19 protein-coding genes are annotated in these 18913 nt (G+C 71.5%); 8 read left to right on the top strand and 11 right to left on the bottom strand.

Annotated features, from left to right (window positions below; genetic code table 11):
- Window positions 1-127: 127 nt before the first annotated feature.
- A complete protein-coding gene (locus BMX97_RS27360) occupies window positions 128-1147 on the bottom strand; it encodes an SMP-30/gluconolactonase/LRE family protein (protein ID WP_091754327.1) in 1020 nt (339 codons plus the stop codon).
- A 147-nt stretch (window positions 1148-1294) separates the two neighbouring features.
- Between BMX97_RS27360 and vapB the strand changes: the two genes are divergently transcribed.
- Window positions 1295-1522 carry an antitoxin gene (vapB, locus tag BMX97_RS27355; RefSeq protein WP_091754370.1) on the top strand — a complete coding sequence of 76 codons (228 nt, stop codon included), beginning with the start codon at window positions 1295-1297 and terminating at the stop codon, window positions 1520-1522.
- Window positions 1519-1932: a type II toxin-antitoxin system VapC family toxin gene (locus BMX97_RS27350; RefSeq protein ID WP_091754326.1), complete on the top strand. Its 414-nt coding sequence runs from the start codon at window positions 1519-1521 to the stop codon at window positions 1930-1932. Before vapB ends, BMX97_RS27350 begins: the two co-directional genes overlap by 4 nt.
- A gap of 21 nt (window positions 1933-1953) precedes the next feature.
- On the opposite strand, the gene BMX97_RS27345 is transcribed toward BMX97_RS27350, so the two are convergent.
- Window positions 1954-3024 (bottom strand): malate/lactate/ureidoglycolate dehydrogenase, encoded by a 1071-nt coding sequence (locus tag BMX97_RS27345; RefSeq protein ID WP_091754325.1) that lies wholly within the window; start codon window positions 3022-3024, stop codon window positions 1954-1956.
- A 254-nt stretch (window positions 3025-3278) separates the two neighbouring features.
- Between BMX97_RS27345 and BMX97_RS27340 the strand changes: the two genes are divergently transcribed.
- The 6 genes from BMX97_RS27340 (at window position 3279) to BMX97_RS27315 (ending at window position 11195) form a co-directional block, all read left to right on the top strand.
- Entirely contained in the window at window positions 3279-4439 is a 1161-nt protein-coding gene (locus tag BMX97_RS27340; RefSeq protein ID WP_060847567.1) for an ABC transporter substrate-binding protein, read from the top strand.
- A 117-nt stretch (window positions 4440-4556) separates the two neighbouring features.
- Entirely contained in the window at window positions 4557-5432 is an 876-nt protein-coding gene (locus BMX97_RS27335) for a branched-chain amino acid ABC transporter permease (protein WP_060847566.1), read from the top strand.
- The gene (locus BMX97_RS27330) at window positions 5429-7258 is read left to right on the top strand and encodes a branched-chain amino acid ABC transporter ATP-binding protein/permease (protein ID WP_091754324.1); all 1830 of its coding nucleotides are present in this window, start codon (window positions 5429-5431) and stop codon (window positions 7256-7258) included. The genes BMX97_RS27335 and BMX97_RS27330 overlap by 4 nt, the downstream gene beginning before the upstream one ends.
- A gap of 13 nt (window positions 7259-7271) precedes the next feature.
- A complete protein-coding gene (locus tag BMX97_RS27325; RefSeq protein ID WP_091754323.1) occupies window positions 7272-8015 on the top strand; it encodes an ABC transporter ATP-binding protein in 744 nt (247 codons plus the stop codon).
- A gap of 242 nt (window positions 8016-8257) precedes the next feature.
- The gene (locus BMX97_RS27320; RefSeq protein ID WP_091754322.1) at window positions 8258-9811 is read left to right on the top strand and encodes a UxaA family hydrolase; all 1554 of its coding nucleotides are present in this window, start codon (window positions 8258-8260) and stop codon (window positions 9809-9811) included.
- An 85-nt stretch (window positions 9812-9896) separates the two neighbouring features.
- Complete coding sequence (locus tag BMX97_RS27315) at window positions 9897-11195, top strand: MFS transporter (RefSeq protein ID WP_091754321.1); 1299 nt, start codon at window positions 9897-9899, stop codon at window positions 11193-11195.
- Window positions 11196-11219: 24 nt separating this feature from the next.
- On the opposite strand, the gene BMX97_RS27310 is transcribed toward BMX97_RS27315, so the two are convergent.
- The 9 genes from BMX97_RS27310 to BMX97_RS27280 all read right to left on the bottom strand — a co-directional run bounded on the left by BMX97_RS27310 (window position 11220) and on the right by BMX97_RS27280 (window position 18627).
- Entirely contained in the window at window positions 11220-11957 is a 738-nt protein-coding gene (locus tag BMX97_RS27310) for a class I SAM-dependent methyltransferase (RefSeq protein ID WP_091754320.1), read from the bottom strand.
- A 104-nt stretch (window positions 11958-12061) separates the two neighbouring features.
- A complete protein-coding gene (locus BMX97_RS33200; RefSeq protein WP_167543925.1) occupies window positions 12062-12199 on the bottom strand; it encodes a hypothetical protein in 138 nt (45 codons plus the stop codon).
- A 132-nt stretch (window positions 12200-12331) separates the two neighbouring features.
- Window positions 12332-12478 (bottom strand): hypothetical protein, encoded by a 147-nt coding sequence (locus BMX97_RS33195; RefSeq protein WP_177202375.1) that lies wholly within the window; start codon window positions 12476-12478, stop codon window positions 12332-12334.
- A 392-nt stretch (window positions 12479-12870) separates the two neighbouring features.
- Window positions 12871-13386, bottom strand: coding sequence for a formaldehyde-activating enzyme (fae, locus tag BMX97_RS27305; protein ID WP_048436284.1), 516 nt, complete (start codon window positions 13384-13386; stop codon window positions 12871-12873).
- A 219-nt stretch (window positions 13387-13605) separates the two neighbouring features.
- Complete coding sequence (locus BMX97_RS27300) at window positions 13606-14490, bottom strand: triphosphoribosyl-dephospho-CoA synthase (RefSeq protein ID WP_091754319.1); 885 nt, start codon at window positions 14488-14490, stop codon at window positions 13606-13608.
- Window positions 14487-15395: an ATP-grasp domain-containing protein gene (locus tag BMX97_RS27295; protein ID WP_091754318.1), complete on the bottom strand. Its 909-nt coding sequence runs from the start codon at window positions 15393-15395 to the stop codon at window positions 14487-14489. Before BMX97_RS27295 ends, BMX97_RS27300 begins: the two co-directional genes overlap by 4 nt.
- A gap of 24 nt (window positions 15396-15419) precedes the next feature.
- A complete protein-coding gene (mch, locus tag BMX97_RS27290; RefSeq protein WP_091754317.1) occupies window positions 15420-16403 on the bottom strand; it encodes a methenyltetrahydromethanopterin cyclohydrolase in 984 nt (327 codons plus the stop codon).
- 104 nt (window positions 16404-16507) lie between these two features.
- On the bottom strand, window positions 16508-17722 hold the full coding sequence (locus BMX97_RS27285; protein ID WP_091754316.1) for an ATP-grasp domain-containing protein: 1215 nt from the start codon (window positions 17720-17722) through the stop codon (window positions 16508-16510).
- A gap of 5 nt (window positions 17723-17727) precedes the next feature.
- On the bottom strand, window positions 17728-18627 hold the full coding sequence (locus tag BMX97_RS27280) for an NAD(P)-dependent methylenetetrahydromethanopterin dehydrogenase (RefSeq protein WP_091754315.1): 900 nt from the start codon (window positions 18625-18627) through the stop codon (window positions 17728-17730).
- Between the last annotated feature and the right edge of the window lie 286 nt (window positions 18628-18913).

Here is an 18913-nt window from a genome sequence, read left to right as displayed (position 1 = left end):
CACCGCACGACCGCGTCGCGATCGTGCGGTGCTCTCGGGTCGCCGGGTTCGTCCCCCTGTCCTGCACCGGAGGAGATCGGGCCGTCGCGGTCCGTGAGCCTTCTTCCAACGACCGTCTTCGAGACCGTTACGGCACCATCGCGCCTTGCGTCTCGACGTATACCGCGTAGATCGACGTGCTCGCCGCCATGAACAGCCGGTTCTTCTTCGGCCCGCCGAAGCACAGGTTGGCGCAGGTCTCGGGCAGGTGGATCTTGCCGATCAGGTCGCCCGACGGCGCGTAGCAGCGCACCCCGTCCTCCTTCGGGTCGGCCCAGCCCATCGAGCACCAGACGTTGCCGTCGACGTCGGTGCGCACCCCGTCGGTGAAGCCCGGCGCGAAGCCCTCCGCGAACACCCGGTCGCCGGTGAGCCGGTCGCCCTCGACGGTGAAGGCGCGGATGTTGGCCCGCCCGCCATGGGTGGCGCCGGAATCGACGACGTAGAGGATCTTTTCGTCGGGCGAGAAGGCGAGCCCGTTCGGCCGGTCGATGCCCTCCGCCGCCACCTTGGCCTGGCCGGTCGCGGGATCGAGGCGGTAGACCCGGGTCGGCAGTTCCGCCTTGTCCTTGTGGCCCTCGTAGAACCCGTCGATGCCGTAGCCCGGATCGGTGAACCAGACCGCGTTGTCGGCCGCCACCACCACGTCGTTGGGGGCGTTGAGCGGCTTGCCGTCGAACCGGTCGATCAGCACCGTGATCTTGCCGTCGGGCTCGGTGCGGGTCACCCGGCGGGTGTCGTGCTCGCAGGTGATCAGCCGGCCCTGCCGGTCGCGGGTGTTGCCGTTCGAGTAGTTGGCATTGGCCCGGTACACGCTGACATGGCCGTTCTCGAGCCAGCGCATGATCCGGTTGTTCGGGATGTCGCTCCACAGAAGGTAGCCGCCGTCCCGGAAATAGACCGGCCCCTCGGCCCAGCGGAAGCCGGTGGCGATGCGCTCGATGGCGGCGTTGCCGACCTTGTAGCGGAAGCGCTTGTCCAGGGCCTCGACCCGCGGGTCGGGATAGCGGGTGCCCGGCAGGTCGCCGAGGGGCAGCCGGTCGGCCCGGGCCGCGACCGTGGTTGCGGCCAGGGCGGCGGCGCCCGCGAGGACGTCACGTCGGTTCATCACTCGTCTCCTCCCGTCCGGTCTTCGTGCCGGACGGAGGGGATTGTACGGAAGCGGGGCGCGGTGTCTCGCTGTTTTCTACGAGCCGACCGCCGTTGTGGCGATCGGACGGCCGATGTATATATGTCGGGTATATACGGAGGCATCATGACTGTCGCCAAGCTCTTCATGTCCGGAGGCAGCCAGGCCGTCAGACTGCCGCGAGAGTTCCGGTTCGACGGCAGCGAGGTCGAGATTTTTCGCCGTGGTGACGAAGTCGTCCTGCGCGAGCGCCCGGCCAATCTCTCCGTGCTCCTCGACATCATCGACGACATGCCCGCCGACATGCTGACCGATCTGCAGGATGGCCCGCCGCAGGAGCGCGAGGGCCTGTGAAGCCTCGCTACCTGCTCGATACGAACGTCATCATCGCGCTCAGGCGCAGGCGGCCACGCTCGGTCGTCGCTCGGTTGACGGCACTCCGCATCGGCGAAGCCGTCATGTCGCCAGTCACTTACGGCGAGCTGTGCTTCGGGGCGGAGAAGAGCGCGGACCGGGACACCGCTTTCGCTGTCCTCGCCCGGCTGGTCGCGGTCGTTCCGATCGAGATCGCCGAGCCGCGGGAAACCGGCCACCGCTATGGTGAGATCCGGGCCACGCTCGGACGACAAGGGCAGCTGATCGGCAACAACGACGTCTGGATCGCCGCACACGCGCTCGCGGCGAACCTCACGCTCGTGACCGGCAATGTCGGTGAGTTCAGCCGAGTGCCCGGTCTCGTCATCGAGGATTGGGCGGCCCAATGAGGACCGCCCGGATCCGCGGCACTATGTGCGATACGTCTCCCCATCCAACCCGAACGGCCGTCCTGCCGCCAGCAGGGTCTCCCACACCGGATCGGGCAGCGGCACGCCGTCCGCCAGGCGCTTCGCCCGGGTCCGCCGCTCCGGCTCGCCCGGCAGCAGCACCTCGCCGCCCGGCACCGGCCGCGCGCCCTTGAAGAAGTCGAGATAGGCGCGGGTCTCCTGCACCATCGCGTCCTGCGACCCGAAGGCCTCGGGTGTCATGTAGAGCGACAGCATCCCGTTGCAGAACCGCCGCGGCCCGGGCCCCGCGGTGCCCGATCCGGTGAGCGCCCCGGCGAGCAACTCGCATAGCAGGGCCAGCCCCGAGCCCTTGTGCTCGCCGAAGGCCCGGATCGCGCCCGCACCTTTGAGGTTGTCGCGTTCTGGGCCGTCGAGGGGGCCGTACAGCGTCGCGGGATCGCTCGACAGGCGCCCGTCCGGCTCGATCAGCACGCCCTCGGGCAGCGCCTTGCCGCCCTGCGAGGCGACCAGAACCTTGCCCTCGGCCACCGCCGAGGTGGCGAAGTCGAGGATCACCGGCTCGGCACCCTGGACCGGGAAGCCGGCCGCGAAGGGCGCGGTCGAAAAGCGCCGGTCGACCGAGCCGAACGGCGCGACGAGGAGGCTGCCGGCCACGTTGACGAAATGCACCGAGACGAGGCCGGCGGCGGCCGCCTGTTCGGCCCACTCGCCGATGCGGCCGAGATGGCCGGCGTGTCGCAACGCCACGATGGCGACGCCGTTCTCCCGCGCCTTCCGGATGCCGAGCTCGGTCGCGAACGGCCCGGCGGTCTGGCCGAAGCCGTAATGCGCGTCGACCAGCGCGAAGGCCGGGCCGTCGGTCACCACCTCGGGGGTCTTGTCGGCCTCGACCTCGCCCTCCTGCAGCCAGGACACGTAGCGCGGCACCCGGATGACGCCGTGGCTGTCGTGCCCGGTCAGGTTGGCGGCGACGAGGTAGCGGCCGATCCGCTCGGCCTCGGCCTCCGAGCAGCCGGCGTGGGAAAAGATGTCCCGCACGTAGGTGGTCAGGCCGCTGGCTGAGATCTGCATGGTAGAATCCTCCCGGTTTCTTGGTTCTGGGCTTCTTGGTTCCGGCGGCCGGTCGAGCCGGCCGCGCAGTCTGGCGCGCGGGAGAATGGCCGCGCCGCAGCCGCAGGTCGAGGGCGTCCGGTGCAGATCAGGCCCGGCAATTTTAATCCCGGGCCGTCGGCGTTGGGGATGGACATGGCAGCGCTGCCGGTGTCTCATCCGGGCCAAGGCCGGGCCTCGAAGCATCGGCCAATTCCCACGGGAGGAACATGCCGATGAGGACGACGCGTCGCGTTTTCCTGAAGAGTGCGGCCACGGTCGCGGCGGCCGGCGTCGTCGCGCCGTCGATCATCCGGCCCGCGAGCGCCCAGGGCGGCACGGTGCGGATCGGCATGGTGCTGCCGGTCACCGGACCCGGGGCGGATGCCGGGCGCTTCGCGCTGAACGGCGCCAAGATCGCGCTCGAGGCCGTCAACAAGGCCGGCGGCGTGCTCGGCAAGCCGCTGGAGCTCGTCACCGAGGACGACCAGACCACCAATCCGGGCGCGGTGCTGGCCTTCTCGAAGCTCGCCTCGCAACCCGACCTCGTGGCGTTCCTCGGCTCGATCCGCTCGACCCAGAACCACGCCATGGCGCCGGACATCCTCAAGACCGGAAAGCCCGTGGCCTTTGGCGGCACCGATCCGGTGCTGACCCAGCTCGGCAATCCCTGGCTGTTCCGCTTCCGCCCGAACGACAGCTTCTCGGCCCGCGTCATCGCCGAGTACGGCGTGACCACGCTCGCTAAGAAGAAGTGGGCGATCATCCACTCGACCGACGCCTTCGGCACCAGCGGCGCCAAGGCGCTGACGGAAGCCCTGGGCAAGGCCGGCGCCACGGTGGCGCTGGACCAGGGCTACACCAACCAGAGCCAGGACTTCACGCCCGTCGTGCTGGCGATCCGCCAGTCCGGCGCCGACGTGATCGGCTCGTACTTCACCTTCGAGAACGACCTCGGCATCTTCGCCCGGCAATTGCGCCAGCTCGGCGTGCAGGCGCCCTGGGTCGGCTCGGCCTCGATCGTCAACGTCACGGCGCTCAAGCTCGCCGGGCCGTCGCTCTACAACACCTATGGCGTCGCCGATTACGCGGAAGAATCGAGCGACGCGGCGCGCAACTTCGGCAAGGCCTACCGGGGCGTGATGAAGCTCGCCCCCGACAACCAGTCCTCCTGGACCTTCGACGCCGTGACGGTGCTGGCGAAGGCCATCAACGCCGCCGGCAAGACCGACCCGAAGGCGATCCGCGAGGCGCTCCTCGCCATTCGCGGGCACGAGGGCGCCGAGGGCACCTACAACTTCGACCAGAACGGCGACGGCCTGCACGGCTACAACGTGGTGCGCAACGACAAGGGCAACATCGTCTTCGACAAGCGCATCGACTTCTACAAGGCCTGACCTTCGGAAGACCCCGAGCGGGACGGTGCGCCGTCCCGACGCCGTCTCGGCCGCTGCAAGGGTCTCCACGAGACGCGCGGCGGCACGACCCTTCTCATCCGATCGGGGCGGGCCCGCATGGACCTCATCCTCCAGCTTCTGTTCACGGGAATCGGCATCGGCGCCGTCTACGCCCTCGTGGCGCTCGGTTTCGTGCTGATCTTCCGTGCCACCAACGTGGTGAACTTCGCGCAAGGCGAGTTCTCGATGGTGGCCGCCTTCCTGATGGTGGTCTTCGCCGTGGACCTGCAATGGCCGTACTGGCTGTCCTTCCTGCTCGCCATCGGCGGCATGGCGGCGCTCGGCGCGCTGTTCAACCTCGGCGTCTATTATCCGTTGCGCCACCGCACCTACCTGCCGGTGATCATCTCGACCATCGGCGCCTCGATCTTCCTCGCCAACACCACGCTCGCCCTCTACGGGCCGCAGCCGCAGGTGCTGCCGCCGGTCTTCGAGACGCAAGGCTTCCTGGTCGGCCCGGTCTACCTCGACACCCAGTACCTGCTGATCATCGCCGTGACCGCGGTGCTGGTGGCGTTCCAGTACTGGTTCTTCGAGCACACGCTCATCGGCAAGAAGTTGCAGGCGACCTCGCAGGACAAGGAGATGGCGGCCCTGCTCGGCATCCCGGTCGCCGGGATGATCATGCTGACCTTCGTCTACAGCGCGGTGCTGGGCGGCATCGCCGGCATCCTGGTCGCGCCGGTGCTGTTCGTATCGATCCAGATGGGCGCCACCATCGCGCTCAAGGCTTTTGCCGCTACCATCATCGGCGGCTTCGGCGACGTGACGGGCGCGATCATCGGCGGGCTGGCGCTCGGCATCATCGAGACCTTCGGCGCCGCCTATATCTCGGTGCCCTATAAGGACGCCTTCGCCTTCATCGTCCTCGTCGCCTTCCTGGCCCTGCGCCCGCAGGGCATCTTCGGCGAACGCATCGCGGAGAAAGCATGACCGGCTCCCCTCGCCCCGTCGCGGCGGACCCGGTGTCCGTGGCTCCCGCCCGCCGCTTCCCCATCGGCACCCTCGCCTACGTCGCCTTGGTCGCGGTCGCGGTCTTCCTCGCCGCCACGACGCCGTTCAGCGGCTACGTGCTCAACATCCTGATGCAGGCCGCGACCTACGCCATCGCGGTCATCGGGCTCACGGTCGTTCTGGGGCTGTGCGGGCAGATCAACCTCGCGCAAGCGGCCTTTTTCGGCATCGGCGCCTACGCGGTCGGCCTCGGCACCGTCGATCTCGGGATCAGCTTCTGGCTCTGCCTGCCGATCGGCCTCGCGCTCGCGCTCGTCCTGGGCGCGGTGCTCGGGGCCTCGACGCTGCGGCTCGGCGGCCACTACCTCGCCATGGTGACGATCTCGTTCCAGCAGATCCTGACGCTGATCATGATCAACTGGATTCCCGTCACCCACGGGCCGGACGGCGTGCCGAACATCAAGCGCCCCGGCCTGTTCACCGACGGCCAGAGCTACCTCGCGCTCTGCGTCGTCGTGCTGGCGGCGGTCGCCTACGCGGTGTGGCGGATGCCCAGGACCCGGCTCGGCCGCGCCATGCGGGCGGTGCGCGACAACGAGCTGGCGGCGGGCGTCACCGGCATCGACATCTACCGCACCAAGGTGGCGGCCTTCGCCATCGGGGCGCTGCTCGCGGGGTTGGGCGGCGGGCTGTTTGCCGGCAGCTTCACCTATATCAGCCCGGACCAGTTCTCCTTCGCCGAGTCGGTGGTGTTCCTCACCATGGCGCTCTTGGGCGGCGTCGGCTCGCCGGTCGGCGCGGTGATCGGCACCGGTCTCCTGATCCTGATCCCGGAATGGCTGCGGTTCCTCAAGGAGATCCCGGGCCTGTACCTGGCGATCTACGGGCTCGCCGTGATCCTGATCGTGGTGTTCATGCCGGAGGGCATCTGGGGCTTTCTCGGCGACCAGGTGAAGCGCCTGCGGCCGAAGAAACCCGCCGCTCCCCGGGCGCAGGAGCTGACGCTGACGCAAGCGGCGGCCTCCACCGCCCCGGTGCTCCAGGTCGAGGGATTGTCCAAGCACTTCGGCGGCCTGAAGGCCGTGGACGAGGTGAGCTTCACGGTGGCCCGCGGCGGCATCCATGCGCTGATCGGCCCGAACGGGTCGGGCAAGACCACGACGCTCAACGTGCTGTCGGGCCTCTACACGCCGACCGGCGGCCGCGTGCGGCTCGACGGGCAGGACATCACCCGCTTCGCGCCGCACCGGCGCGCGGCCTCGGGGCTGGGGCGGACGTTCCAGAATATCCGGCTCTTCCGCTCGATGAGCGCGCTCGAGAACGTGGTGATCGGCGCCGAGCGGCCGGGCAACGGCATCGTCGCCCAGGACCGCGCCTCGCTGGAAGCCCGGGCCCGCGCGGCGCTCGCCTTCGTCGGGCTGGAGGCGCGGGCCGACGAGTCGATCTCGTCCTTCTCCTACGGCCACCAGCGCCTGGTCGAGATCGCCCGGGCGCTCGCCGGCAACCCCGTGCTCCTCCTCCTCGACGAGCCGGCGGCGGGCCTCAACTCGACCGAGAAGAACGCGCTCACCGTGCTGCTGCGCCGGATGGCCGCCAAGGGCCTGACCATCCTGATCATCGACCACGACATGACGCTGGTGAGCGACGTGGCGAGCCACATCACCGTGCTCAACTTCGGCCGGCGCATCGCCGACGGGGTGACGGCCACGGTGCTGCGCGAGCCGGCGGTGATCGAGGCCTATCTCGGCCAGGAAGCGTCCGAGGGGCCGAATGTCGGCCTCAAGACCGACCTCGCGACGGTGTGAGCAGGAGAGACGGATGGCACTCCTGGAAATCCGCGACCTGACCGTGCGCTACGGCGAGATCGAGGCCGTGCGCGGCATCTCGTTCTCGGTCGAGGCCGGCGAGGTCGTGACGTTGCTCGGCTCCAACGGCGCCGGCAAGTCGACGACGCTGAAGACCGTCTCGGGCCTGGTGAAGCCCGCCGGCGGCGAGGTGCTGTTCGAGGGCCAGTCGCTGCTCGGCTTGAAGCCCGAGGAGATCGTGCGCCGCGGCGTGGCGCATGTGCCGGAGGGGCGCCGGGTCTTCCCGGGCCTCACGGTGCGCGAGAACATCATGCTCGGCGCCTCCAACCGGAAGGGACTCTCGACCCGCCAGATCAAGGACGAGGCGGAGGGCATGTTCGAGCTCTTCCCCGACATCCGCCGCTTCGGCGACGCGCTCGGCTGGACGCTCTCCGGCGGCCAGCTCCAGATGGTGGCGCTCGCCCGCGGGCTGATGGCGAAACCCCGCATCCTGCTCCTCGACGAGCCGTCGCTGGGCTTGGCCCCGGTGATCGTCCAGGCGGTGTTCGCGATCATCGCCGAGGTGCGCCGGCGCGGTACCACCGTGCTCCTCGTCGAGCAGAACGCCCGCATGGGTCTCTCGGTCGCCGATCGCGGCTACGTGCTGGAGACCGGGCAGCTGGTGCTCAGCGGCGCGCCGCAGGACCTGTGGGCCAACGACGACATCCGCGCGGCCTACTTGGGCGGGCGGGCCAAGGCGGAGGCCTTGGTGCAGTGATCGCCGTTCCGGCAAGCAGGTTTGGATTCCCACCCACCACCTCATCCTGAGGTGTCAGTCGATCGCAGATCGACTGACCTCGAAGGAGGGCTCAAGGGATCGCGGTGGTTTCTGGAGCCCTCCTTCGAGGCTCACTTCGTTCGCACCTCAGGATGAGGTCGCGGGTGGGGTGACATCGACGACGTTCCAGACCGCTTCACGCGGCCGTATGGTTCAAAGACAGTTCCCAAAAGGTCCCTCCCATGTCCGCCCCCACCCCGCTCCACCCCACCAACCCCCGCATCGTGCGCCTTGCCCACGAGGACAACGTCGTGGTGGCGGTGGACCCGATCGTGCCCGGCGCCGTCGTCGAGGGCGTGACCGCCTCCGCCCGCGTGCCGCGGGGCCATAAGTTCGCGGTGGTGGCGATTCCGGAAGGCGCGCCGATCCGCAAGTTCGGCCAGATCATCGGCTTTGCGAACCGGCCCATCGCCCCGGGCGAGTGGGTGCACGAGCACAATGTCGGCCTCGGCGAGGCCAAGGGCGACTTCGCCCGCGACTACCGCTTCTGCGAGGAAGCGCGTCCCATCGCGATGGTGCCCGACGCCCAGCGCGCCACCTTCGAGGGCTACCGCCGGGCGGACGGCAAGGTCGGCACCCGCAACTACGTCGGCGTGCTGACCTCGGTGAACTGCTCGGCCACGGTCGCCCGCTTCATCGCCGAGGAGGCCCGCCGCTCCGGCCTCCTCGACGAGTTCCCGGGCATCGACGGCATCATCCCGCTCACCCACGGCACCGGCTGCGGCTACGACATCCAGGGCGAGGGCGCCGACATCCTCAAGCGCACGCTGTGGGGTTACGCCGCCAACCCGAACATGGGCGGCGTGATCATGGTGGGCCTCGGCTGCGAGGGGCTCCAGATCGACCGCTGGAAGCGCGCCTACGGCATCGAGGAGAGCGAGACCTTCCGCAGCTTCACCATCCAGGATACCGGCGGCACGCGCCGCACCATCGAGGCCGGCGTGGCGGCGCTCCGCGAGATGCTGCCCGCCGTGGCGAAGGCCCGGCGCGAGACCGTGCCGGCCTCCGAGCTGATGCTGGCGCTGCAATGCGGCGGCTCGGACGGCTATTCGGGCATCACCGCCAACCCGGCGCTGGGTGCGGCGGTCGACCGGCTGGTGGCCGAGGGCGGCACCGCGATCCTGTCCGAGACGCCGGAGATCTACGGCGCCGAGCACCTGCTGACGGCGCGGGCCGCCACACCCGAGATCGGCCACAAGCTCGTCGAGATGATCCACTGGTGGGAGGCCTACACCGCCCGCAACGGCGGCGAGATGAACAACAACCCCTCCCCCGGCAACAAGGCCGGCGGCCTCACCACCATCCTGGAGAAGTCGCTGGGCGCCACCGCCAAGGGCGGCTCGACGACGCTGACCGGCGTCTACCGCTACGCCGAGCCGGTGACCGCCAAGGGCTTCGTCTACATGGACACGCCCGGCTTCGATCCGGTGGCGGCCACCGGGCAGGTCGCGGGCGGCGCCAACGTCTTGTGCTTCACCACCGGCCGCGGCTCGGCCTACGGCTGCAAGCCGACCCCGTCGATCAAGCTCGCCACCAACAGCGAGATGTACCGGCGGATGCAGGACGACATGGACATCGATTGCGGCGACGTGCTCGACGGCGTCTCGATCGAGGAGAAGGGCCGGCAGATCTTCGAGACGGTCCTGCGCGTGGCGTCCGGCGAGCGCACCAAGTCGGAAGGGTTCGGCTACGGCGATGCCGAGTTCGTGCCCTGGCAGATCGGCGCGGTGATGTAGCGGTCGCAACATAGCGACGCCGGCCCGACTGCATTAAGGGGCGCTCCGGGGGCACAAGAACGATAAGGCCCCGGAGGGCACCACGATGACACCGGATGCGAGCGGCGGGCACGATCTCACCCGCCGCCAGTGGAAGATGACGCTGCTCGCGAGCCTCGGCGGCGGGCTCGAATACTACGACTTCATCGTCTACGGGATCTTCGCCAAGGACATCGCCGCCGCGTTCTTCCCGGCGACCGACCCCGTGGTGGCGCTCACCCTGTCGCTGGCGGTGTTCGCGGTCGGCTACCTCGCCCGGCCGCTCGGCGGTCTGGTGCTGAGCCATTTCGGCGACCGCTACGGCCGCAAGACGGTGTTCGTGGTCACCGTCTTCACCATGTCGGCCTGCACCCTCGCCATGGGGCTGGTGCCGTCCTACGCCTCGTGGGGCGTGTGGGCGACCCTGCTCCTCGTGACCCTGCGCTTCGTGCAGGGGCTCTGCATCGGCGGGGAACTCCCCGGCGCCATCACCTTCGTGGTCGAGACCGCCTCGCGTCGCCCGGGGCTCGCCTGCGGCATCGTCTTCTGCCTCGTCAACGGCGGCGTGCTGCTCGCGGCTTTGGTCAATCTCGCCCTGCAATCGGTGCTGCCCCCGGCCGCCATGGCCGAGTCGGGCTGGCGCCTCGCCTTCCTGTTCGGCGGCGTCGTCGGGCTGGTGAGCTTCTGGCTGCGGCGCTCCCTGGAGGAGACGCCGGAATTCCTGCGCCTCCAGCACCGGGCCGCCCGCAGCCCGGTCGGAGAGGTCCTGCGCGATCACCGAGGCCGGGTGCTGCTCGGCGTCGGCATCGTGGCGCTCACGGCGGGCTTCAACGGCATCCTGTTCGCCCACATGCCCGCCTACCTGATCCAGGTGCTGAAATACCCGCCCAAGACCGTGGCGGTGGCGATGAACGTCGCGCTCTTCGCCATGTCGGCCTCGCTGCTCTTCGCCTCGTTCTTCGCCGACCGGGTGGCGCCGCGGCGCCTGATGCAGGCCTCCGCGCTGATCGTCCTGATCGGCGTGATTCCCGCCTACCAGGTGCTGGCGCGGGGCGACGCGAACCTGTTCCTGGTGCTGCCGCTTCTCACCATGGCGGTGGCCGGCGCCAATGGCAGCTTCGCCTATCTGCTGGCCGGGCTGTTTCCGACCCGGGTGCGATTCAGCGGCGTCGCGCTCTCGCTCAACATCGGCTTCACGCTGCTCAGCGGCCTCGGGCCGTTGGTCGCCAACGCGCTGATCGGCGCCACCGGCTGGACGGCGGCACCGGCCCTGATCATCGCCGCCTCCGCGCTGATCGGGCTCGTGGTCGCGAGCCGCCTCTCCGACCGGCCCGACACCCTCGCCGAGGCGGCGGCCGCCGGCTGAGCCCTCCGATCCCGGGCGCGCCGCTCAAGCCGCGTCCGGGACCCTGCGGGCGAGCCAGGCGCCCCAGAACAGGCTCGAGAAGAACCGGAGCGGCGGCGCGAAGCCGCCCTCGCGCAGGAGATCGGCCACCGCCTCCTCGGACGGGGGCGGATCGGCCCCTTGCAGGATCCTGGCGCGCTTGGCCTCGACCTCCGCGGGCCCGGCCCCCTGCTGGCGCCAGCGCTCGCCCCAGGCGGCGAGCAGCAGCGGCTCGCTCGCATAGGCCCGGTAGTTGCCCGCGAGGATCAGCGGTGCGCCGGGGCGCAGGCGCCGGGCGATGTCCCGCAGGATCCCCCGCTTGGCCTCGTCCCCGGGCAGGTGGTGGAGCACCCCGATCAGGGTCGCGGCGTCGAACGCCGCCTCGTCCGGCAGGTCGGCGACGGTGCCGCGCACCACCTCCGTCCGCGCCGCCAGGCCGGTCTCCGCCAGCCGGGCGACGGCGAGCGCCAGCATCGGCTCGGACGGATCGACCGCGGAAAAGCGCCAGCGCGGCTCGAGGGCCGCCGCCGTCACGATCTCGGTCGCCCCGCCGCCGGCCCCCGCCACCAGGATCCGCGCCTCCCGGCCGGCGCCGAGGGCGGCGGCCAGCATGCAGGCGGAGAGCTCGTGGCAGGCCTCGTAGCCGGCGAGCGCGATGCGGCTCTGCTGTCGGTATTCCCCAGCGCGGGAGGCGTCGAACTTTCGGGCGGAGTCTTCGTGGGCGGGATCGGGCGCTGTGCTCACCGGCGGGCTCCGGTCGTCGAACGGGGCCGCGAGCTGGGACCGATTCGCAACCGGCGTGCAAGACGGCGCGCCCGGACGACACCCGGCCCGGACGAGCGGGGGCGTCAGCCCTCGGGATGCCGCTCGCGCCAGCGCGGGCCGGGGCCGCGCATGTAGTGCAGCTCGGGGCGGTAGGGGTCCATGAACTCCGCGACGAGGTCCCGCCAGGACTGGGCGAGGCGTCCGACGAAGGCCATCAGCATGGAACCGTCCTCCTGCGCGCGATCGATTCGCTGTCGGTCCGGACCTGGATCGTGCCGGCCGTTCCTTGCGAAACCCTTGCCGGCGACGGTGATCGGGAGCTTTGGCGAGAGTGCGACCGCGGCGTGGAGGGGTCAGGGCAGGATTCCGGCGAGCTTCAGCACACCCGCGGCGATCACCGCCAGCACCACGCCCCAGAGGTCGAGGGGCATGGCCGCCCACCAGGCGGTGCTCTCGGTCCGCGGCAGCGGCGCGTCCGGCGCCCGTGCGACGTCCTGCATGGTGTGTCTCCCTCCGGTCCCGCGCATCCTCAGGGCGCCCGTCTGCCGCGGGCGTCCCTGCCTCACCCTACAGCACGCTGCCGAAGGGAACAGCGGAGAGGCCAAAAATCGCTCAGGGGCCGGCGCTCAAAGATGCGCCGTTTCGGGATTCTGCCCATGCGCTGGGCGGCCGACGGCCGTGTCGAATCCGGCGACCCCGTGGAGCCGATGCCCGCCGCGCGGCGCACGGATGGCCCATGCCGGGAAAAGAAAAAGGAGGGCCCCTGAGGGCCCTCCCGATCGTGCGTTCAGCGTCCGAGGAAAATGGAGGCCAGTCGCTGGAACAGACCCTGCGGCGGAGGCGGCGGGGGCGGCGGGGGAGGTGCCGCTGACTGTTCCGGACGGTTTCCTGTCTAAGCGACGTTCGCCGCGAAGGGGTGCTGGGCGGTCTTGTACTGCTGCGTGACCTCGGCGGCGGTCGGCGTGCCCTTGATGGCGCGCTCGATCGACAGCTTGGTGGCCTCGTAGTTGTACTTCTCGATCTTGGCGTCGTCCGCGGCTTCCCAGTGGATGAACACGCCGACCAGGATGTACAGGTCGTCGGCCTCGTTCGCCGGGATGATGCCCTCGGCGACGCAATCCTGCACCGCCTTGGCGACGGCGTGCTGGGCGGGTCCGAACATCTGGACCGCCTGGCGGGCGTCGTTGATCGTGACCTTGTTGAACAGCAGGGTGTTCGGCTTGCAGGGCAGGTTCGGCGCCACGACCGCGAGCAGGCTGGTGAAGCCGTGCTTGTTGTTGGTCAGGCTGTTGCAGAACGCCGTCTCGGCGGCGCTGCCGCGCGGGCCGATGATGAGGTCGATATGGGCCACCTCGTTGCCGTCGCCGACGAGGGCCTCGCCCACCATCACCTTGTTGATCGTCGCCATGTGGGGCTTCTCCCAGGTGTCGATAAGGTTAGCCGGCCGCCAGGTCAGTGCGGCGCAGCACCGCCATCCTTGCTGTCGGCGTTCAGCGGGAGCCGAACCGGTTGTCTGGATGGCGGGCGGACCCTACAGCGCCGCTGGACTCCGAACAAGCCGGCCCGCCCGGTACCTTGGGCCATTTCCGTCCCGGCGACGGAAGGAAAGCCGTGTTGCGGTTAAGACTTATTGGCGGGTTGCGCCTGTTCGCGCCTGACAGTCGAGCTTGAGGTTCTGCAGCGCGTCGAGGAACAGCGTCGCGACGGTGAGGTCTGCACTCGTGCCGGGGTTGAGCCCGGCGGCCTTGAGGGCGGCATCGTGGGTGAGGAGCGCTGCCCGCGCGCCCTCCCCGAGGACGAGGTGGCCGAGGGCGGCCTCGGCCTCCGCCCGCACCGCCTCGGCCGCGGCGGCGCCGAACTTGCGCGCGACGTGGCTGTCGGGAAAGCCGGTCAGGAAGGCCAGGTGGACCGCCGTGGTGGTCCAGGGCTCGGCGAGGCCGCGGGCGCGGGCCGCCGCGAGGGCGGAGAGCCCGGTGGCGAACAGGTCCTCGAACCCGGTGACGTAGGCCCGCGCGATGCGGTCGCGCGCCGCCGCCTCGCCCATCGCGGCGAGCACCGGCGGCGGCGGGCCCTGCGCCGTGACGTCGTGGCGCTCGGCCCTTCCGAGCCCGCCCGGGCTCGCGAGCCGGATCGCCGCGTAGATCCCGCTCGCATCGGCGTCGTCGAGGTTGGCCAGCACGGCCTCGAGCGCCGGGCGCAGGGGCCCGGGCCGCTCGGCCGCGCGGGCGAGCGGCGCGCAAAGGAGCACGATGCCGAGGTTGGTGTTCTGGCCCACGCCGGTCCGGGTGGCGGCGACCGCCGCCTCCGCCCGGGCGCCGACCCGCGCGCCGGGGGCCGCGACATGGAGCGCCGAGAGCGTCGCGCTCGCCTCGAAATCCGCCACGCTCATCCGGTGGCCGGCGGCGTGGACGTGGACGTTGCCGGGCTTGATCGCCGCGAGCTCGGCCCGGCAGGCCGCCCGGTAGGCCTCGGCGATCGCGGCCGCGGGCAGACCCGGCACCTGCGCGCTCACAGCGCCACGAGCCGCGGCGTTTGCCCGGTCCGCACCGCCGCCAGGAAGCCGGCGGCGACCTCCCGGGCGATGTCGACGCTCGTCACCTGCTGCAGCCCGGACCAGGCCGGCATGCTGTTGACCTCGAGCACCTGGAAGCCGCCCTCCCCGTCCTCGACGAGGTCGATCCCGGTATAGCCGCAGCCGACCGCGGCGGCGGCGGCCTCGGCGAGCTCCGCCGCCCGGGCCGGCGGGCGCCAGGGCAGCGGCCGGCCGCCCCGGTGGACGTTGGTGATCCAGCCGTCGCCCTCGCGGATCATCCCGGCGACCGCCCGGCCGGCGCAGACGAAGACGCGGTAATCCTGCCAGGCGCCGTCGCGGCGGGCGACGTAGCGCTGGAGGTAGTACACCCGGCCGACCAGCTCCTCGGGCGGCAGTTCCTCGGGCCGGGTGATCAGCTGCAGGCCCTCCCCTTGCGAGCCGAACAGGGGTTTCAGCACCAGGGGCCGGCCGGGGGCTGCCTCCCGGGCCACCACCGCGGCGGCGTCGTCGCGGCGCGAGAGCACGAAGGTCTCCGGCGTCGGGATGCGGTGGCGGGCGAGCAGCAGGCTCGTCATCGCCTTGTCGACCGAGCGCTCGATCGCCGAGGGCCCGTTCCACACCACGGTGCCGGCGGCGACCAGCGCGTGGAGCACGCCGAGCCGCATCGTGGTGGCCTCGAAGGTGCCCCCCGCGATGGTGCGCAACAGCACCCCGTCCGGCAGGGCGCCGTCGAAGCCCGGCACCCGCAGGGGCTCCGGGTACCCGGTCTCCACCGTGACGTCGGCGAGCGAGAACAGCACCGGCGTGGCGCCGAGAGCCGTCAGCGCGAACAGCAGCCGGGCCTTGTGCCAGGCGCCGTTATCGGCCGCGAGCCCGATCCGCATGACCCGATCCCCTCGATTCCCGCCTCAGGCGAAGGAGCGCGCCACCAGCTCCGGCACCAGCCGGCCGGCCCGGTGGCTGTGGCCGGAGCGCAGCGAGGTCACCACCACCTCGGCCGGGCTGAACAGGTGCTTGTCGATGGCGTAGAAATCGCCGTTGAAGCGGGAGAAGATCTCGGCGAACGGCTCGCCGTGGTCGCGCGAGGTCGTGCTCGGCAGGGCCTCGGCGAGCCCCTTGGCGTCGGCGTCGTCCGCCTCGACGAAGAGCTGGACCCGGCCGCCATAGATGATGGCGTCGTTGGTGCGGCCCATCGCCTGGATGAAGTCCGGGTGCGGCGGGCTCAACGGGGCGGCGCCGATCCCGTCGACTATGGCGCCGAGATCGAACCCGACCGAATGCGCCTTGTGCAGCGCGACCTCGAGCACCCGGGCGACCACCTGGGTCGCGCCGGCGAGGCTCTGGGTCGGGGCGTACACGAAGGTGACGTCGGCGGGCGTCACGCCCGCCGCCTCGGCCACCTTGGCGGTGACGGAGGCCGGCGGCGGGCTGCCGGATTCGAGCACCAGGGCGATGCGCGCGGCGGAATCGCGGTAGCCCAGCTCCTCGAACAGGGGCTCGACCGCCGCCGCGGCGCGGCCCGGGCCGGAGCCGAGGGCGAAGAAGCCGGAATCACCCCCCTCGTCGGCGAGGCTCCAGCCGGCATACTGGCTGCCGAGGCAGGCGAGCACCGGATCGGTGCTGTGCACGGTCAGCGTGAACGGCCAGGCCTCGAGGGGCCCGGCGGGGGCTACCGTCACGGTGCCGAGGCCGCCGAGGCAGATCTCGGCCATGCGCCGGCCGGCCTCGATCGAGCCGCGCGCGCCCGCGCCGGCATCGATCAGCCGGGATCCGTCCGGCGCCCGCGTCACGGCGAGCCGCAGGCGCACCGCCTCGGCGGCCAGGGCCTCGACCAGGGGGGCGGCGAGCGCGTTGACGCTCGGGCGGGCGGCGGAGGTGGGGGTGGAACTCATCGGGTGGACTCCCTTGGGCCGGGCCGGGGCGGGTTTCGCCAAAGGCCGGTCGAATCGGTCGGGGTCTTCGCGGCCCCGTTGGAAGATGGGTGGCGCGGGACCCCCTACCCCTCTCCCGTCCGGGAGCGGGGATCCTGCGCCGTGCCGCCAAGCATGAAGCCGCGGCCTGCGAAAGCCAACGCGGCGTCGGCTGGCCTTTTCTCCAACCGGGCCCGCAGCGCCGCCGACCGCACGGCGAGGGCATGACGGGCCGCGGCGGCATCCGCGCCCTCGGCCATCACGGTGCAGATCGGCGATCCGGCCGCGATGCGGCTGCCGGCGGCGGGCCGGTCCATCGTCCAGCCGGGCCAGTCGAGGGCCGGCACGGCGGGGATGTCGGTTTCGGCATACAGGATCTCGATCGCCGCCGCGCCCGCCGGGATCGGCGGCGCCTCGGGCAGCCGGCCCCGGCTCGCCGCGATGTGGGCGGCAAGGAGCGGGACGGGCCCGCGGTCGAGGAGGTCGAGGGTGGCGCCGGGGCGTGGATTGACCTCGAGGAGCCACCAGGCCGTGCCGTCGACCAGGAGATCGGCGCTGACGAGGCCGCGCAGGCCGGTCGCGGCGACGAGGCCGGCGAGGGCCCGCTCGGCTGCCGCCCGGACGGAATCCGGCAGGGCGACGGGACCGGCGGCGCCGGCATAGCGGAAGGGCCGGTCGGTGCCCGGCGCCGTCCATTGCTCGGTCGCTCCCAGCACGGCGAGGCCGCGCCCGTCGGCCAGGGCCGCGAGCGCGTGGGGACGCCCGGCGACGCGGCGCTGGAGGTAGGTTCTCGCCGAAAGCCGCCCGGCCCGCGCCGCCCGGATATGGCCGCCGCCCGAGGCGCCGCGCCGTTTCGCCAGCCAGGCGCCCGGGTCCGGCACCGGTGCCAGGGCGATCTCCGGGTGCGGGATGGCGAGGCGCGCGCAGAGCGCCGCGAAGGATTTCGGGTCCTTGAGCGCCGCGACGGAATCCGGCGAGGCGCCGAGCAGGGGGTAGCGCTCCGCGAGCCGCCGCATCAGCCCGGGCGATCCCTCGAAGCCGGAGCCGAGGACGAGGCCGACCGGCCGGCCGGCCTCCGCCGCCAGGGCGGCGAGCGCGGCGTCCACGCCACGCGCGCGCGGCCCGGCACCGAGGCGGCCGGGCACCAGGCGATAGCCGGCCGCGAGGGCCCGGGTGTCGTCGTCGCCGAACAGGTCGGCCACGAAGGGGCGGTAGCCGGCCCGGCGCGCCGCAGCGGCGAGCGCCCGGCCGGATTGCGCCGCGATCAGGATCGCCGCGCCGGTCGCGCCCCCGAGGCCCATGCCGGTCAGGCTTGGCCGGTCAGCTCGACGGCGAGCCGGTAGGCGTCGCGGAAATCGAGGACGAGGGGCTGGTCGGCCTGGAGCAGGCGGCGGAAGAGCCCGGCCTGGGTGCCGTACTTGACGTTGCCGATGGCGAGCGCGCCGATGCCGACGCCGCGCCCGCTCGGCAGCGCGACCGCATCGGCGTTGACGTCGATCCCCGCGATGCCGGCCGGCGGCACGGCGTTGACGTCGGCGGCCACGAGCAGGCGGCCGGCCTGGGTCAGGTCCTCGGCGCTCAGCACCTGCACGCCGGCGGCGGCGGCCGACAGGATCACCTCGGCGTCCCGGGCCGCCGCGAGGCGGCCGGCCTGGTCCGAGCCGTCGGCGGCCTCGACCGCGACGCCGAACCGGGTCCGGATGCTCTCGGCGATCGCCGCCACCCGCTCGCGGCCGTTATAGCCGACGAGGACCGGGTGGGCGCCCTCCTGGGCGGCGATGACCGCCGCGCAATAGGCCACCACCCCGGTGCCGCCGTAGATCGCGACGCGCTTGCCGGCGAGGCCCTCGTCGAACTTGTCGCGCAGGGCCTTGCGCACGCAGGCCACCATGGCGGCCCCGGTGGTGAAGGAGCCGGCCGGGTCGGCGAAGACGTGGTTGGCGAAGGGCGGCACGAAGGCGCTCCTCGCTGCGTCCACCATGTCGAGGGAGGCCTCGGCGTTCTTGCCGGCGATGAAGATCGCCGTGCGGGTGCCGTCCTGGGGCGCGCGCGAGAAGATCGAGTCCTGGACCAGCGGCACCACCTCGGCGAGCTCCACGGCGGTGTAGGTCGAGACGACCTCGAAGCCCGCATCCACCGCCATGTTCACGTCGAACGGGCTCATGTGCTTGAGCGGCGTCAGCATGTGCAGGATCGAGCGGGCCATGCGAACCTCCTGTCGGGCGCGGTGCGCGCGTGCGGACGCGACGGCGACCCGTGCTGCGGGGATGGACGGGCGCCGTCCGCCTTCTAAGCCGCGCGGCCCCGCCTGTGTCTTGGACGATAGTGCTGTTGCGCCGGCTCGAACCCGGCCCCGGCGGCCAGTGTCCCGGAAAAATGCTTCCGAATTCCCTCTCATGCCATCGGCCCAAGATGCTGACGCATCGGGCCGACGACCCATCTCGAATTTTCGACGCCAAGCCAAAGGCTTGACGAAAATTCAAGAGCGGAAC

The sequence above is a fragment of the Methylobacterium sp. ap11 genome (assembly GCF_900110515.1).
GTDB lineage: Bacteria > Pseudomonadota > Alphaproteobacteria > Rhizobiales > Beijerinckiaceae > Methylobacterium > Methylobacterium ajmalii.
The sequence above is the reverse complement of the archived record's forward strand: the minus strand, read 5'-3'. Positions and strand labels throughout refer to the sequence as shown.

Coding starts and splice junctions, on each gene's coding strand:
- BMX97_RS27360 (WP_091754327.1), bottom strand. CDS start 1,147: ATGAACCGACGTGACGTCCTCGCGGGCGCCGCCGCCCTGGCCGCAACC.
- vapB (WP_091754370.1), top strand. CDS start 1,295: ATGACTGTCGCCAAGCTCTTCATGTCCGGAGGCAGCCAGGCCGTCAGA.
- BMX97_RS27345 (WP_091754325.1), bottom strand. CDS start 3,024: ATGCAGATCTCAGCCAGCGGCCTGACCACCTACGTGCGGGACATCTTT.
- BMX97_RS27340 (WP_060847567.1), top strand. CDS start 3,279: ATGAGGACGACGCGTCGCGTTTTCCTGAAGAGTGCGGCCACGGTCGCG.
- BMX97_RS27335 (WP_060847566.1), top strand. CDS start 4,557: ATGGACCTCATCCTCCAGCTTCTGTTCACGGGAATCGGCATCGGCGCC.
- BMX97_RS27330 (WP_091754324.1), top strand. CDS start 5,429: ATGACCGGCTCCCCTCGCCCCGTCGCGGCGGACCCGGTGTCCGTGGCT.
- BMX97_RS27325 (WP_091754323.1), top strand. CDS start 7,272: ATGGCACTCCTGGAAATCCGCGACCTGACCGTGCGCTACGGCGAGATC.
- BMX97_RS27320 (WP_091754322.1), top strand. CDS start 8,258: ATGTCCGCCCCCACCCCGCTCCACCCCACCAACCCCCGCATCGTGCGC.
- BMX97_RS27315 (WP_091754321.1), top strand. CDS start 9,897: ATGACACCGGATGCGAGCGGCGGGCACGATCTCACCCGCCGCCAGTGG.
- BMX97_RS33200 (WP_167543925.1), bottom strand. CDS start 12,199: ATGCTGATGGCCTTCGTCGGACGCCTCGCCCAGTCCTGGCGGGACCTC.
- BMX97_RS33195 (WP_177202375.1), bottom strand. CDS start 12,478: ATGCAGGACGTCGCACGGGCGCCGGACGCGCCGCTGCCGCGGACCGAG.
- fae (WP_048436284.1), bottom strand. CDS start 13,386: ATGGCGACGATCAACAAGGTGATGGTGGGCGAGGCCCTCGTCGGCGAC.
- BMX97_RS27295 (WP_091754318.1), bottom strand. CDS start 15,395: ATGCGGATCGGGCTCGCGGCCGATAACGGCGCCTGGCACAAGGCCCGG.
- mch (WP_091754317.1), bottom strand. CDS start 16,403: ATGAGTTCCACCCCCACCTCCGCCGCCCGCCCGAGCGTCAACGCGCTC.
- BMX97_RS27285 (WP_091754316.1), bottom strand. CDS start 17,722: ATGGGCCTCGGGGGCGCGACCGGCGCGGCGATCCTGATCGCGGCGCAA.
- BMX97_RS27280 (WP_091754315.1), bottom strand. CDS start 18,627: ATGGCCCGCTCGATCCTGCACATGCTGACGCCGCTCAAGCACATGAGC.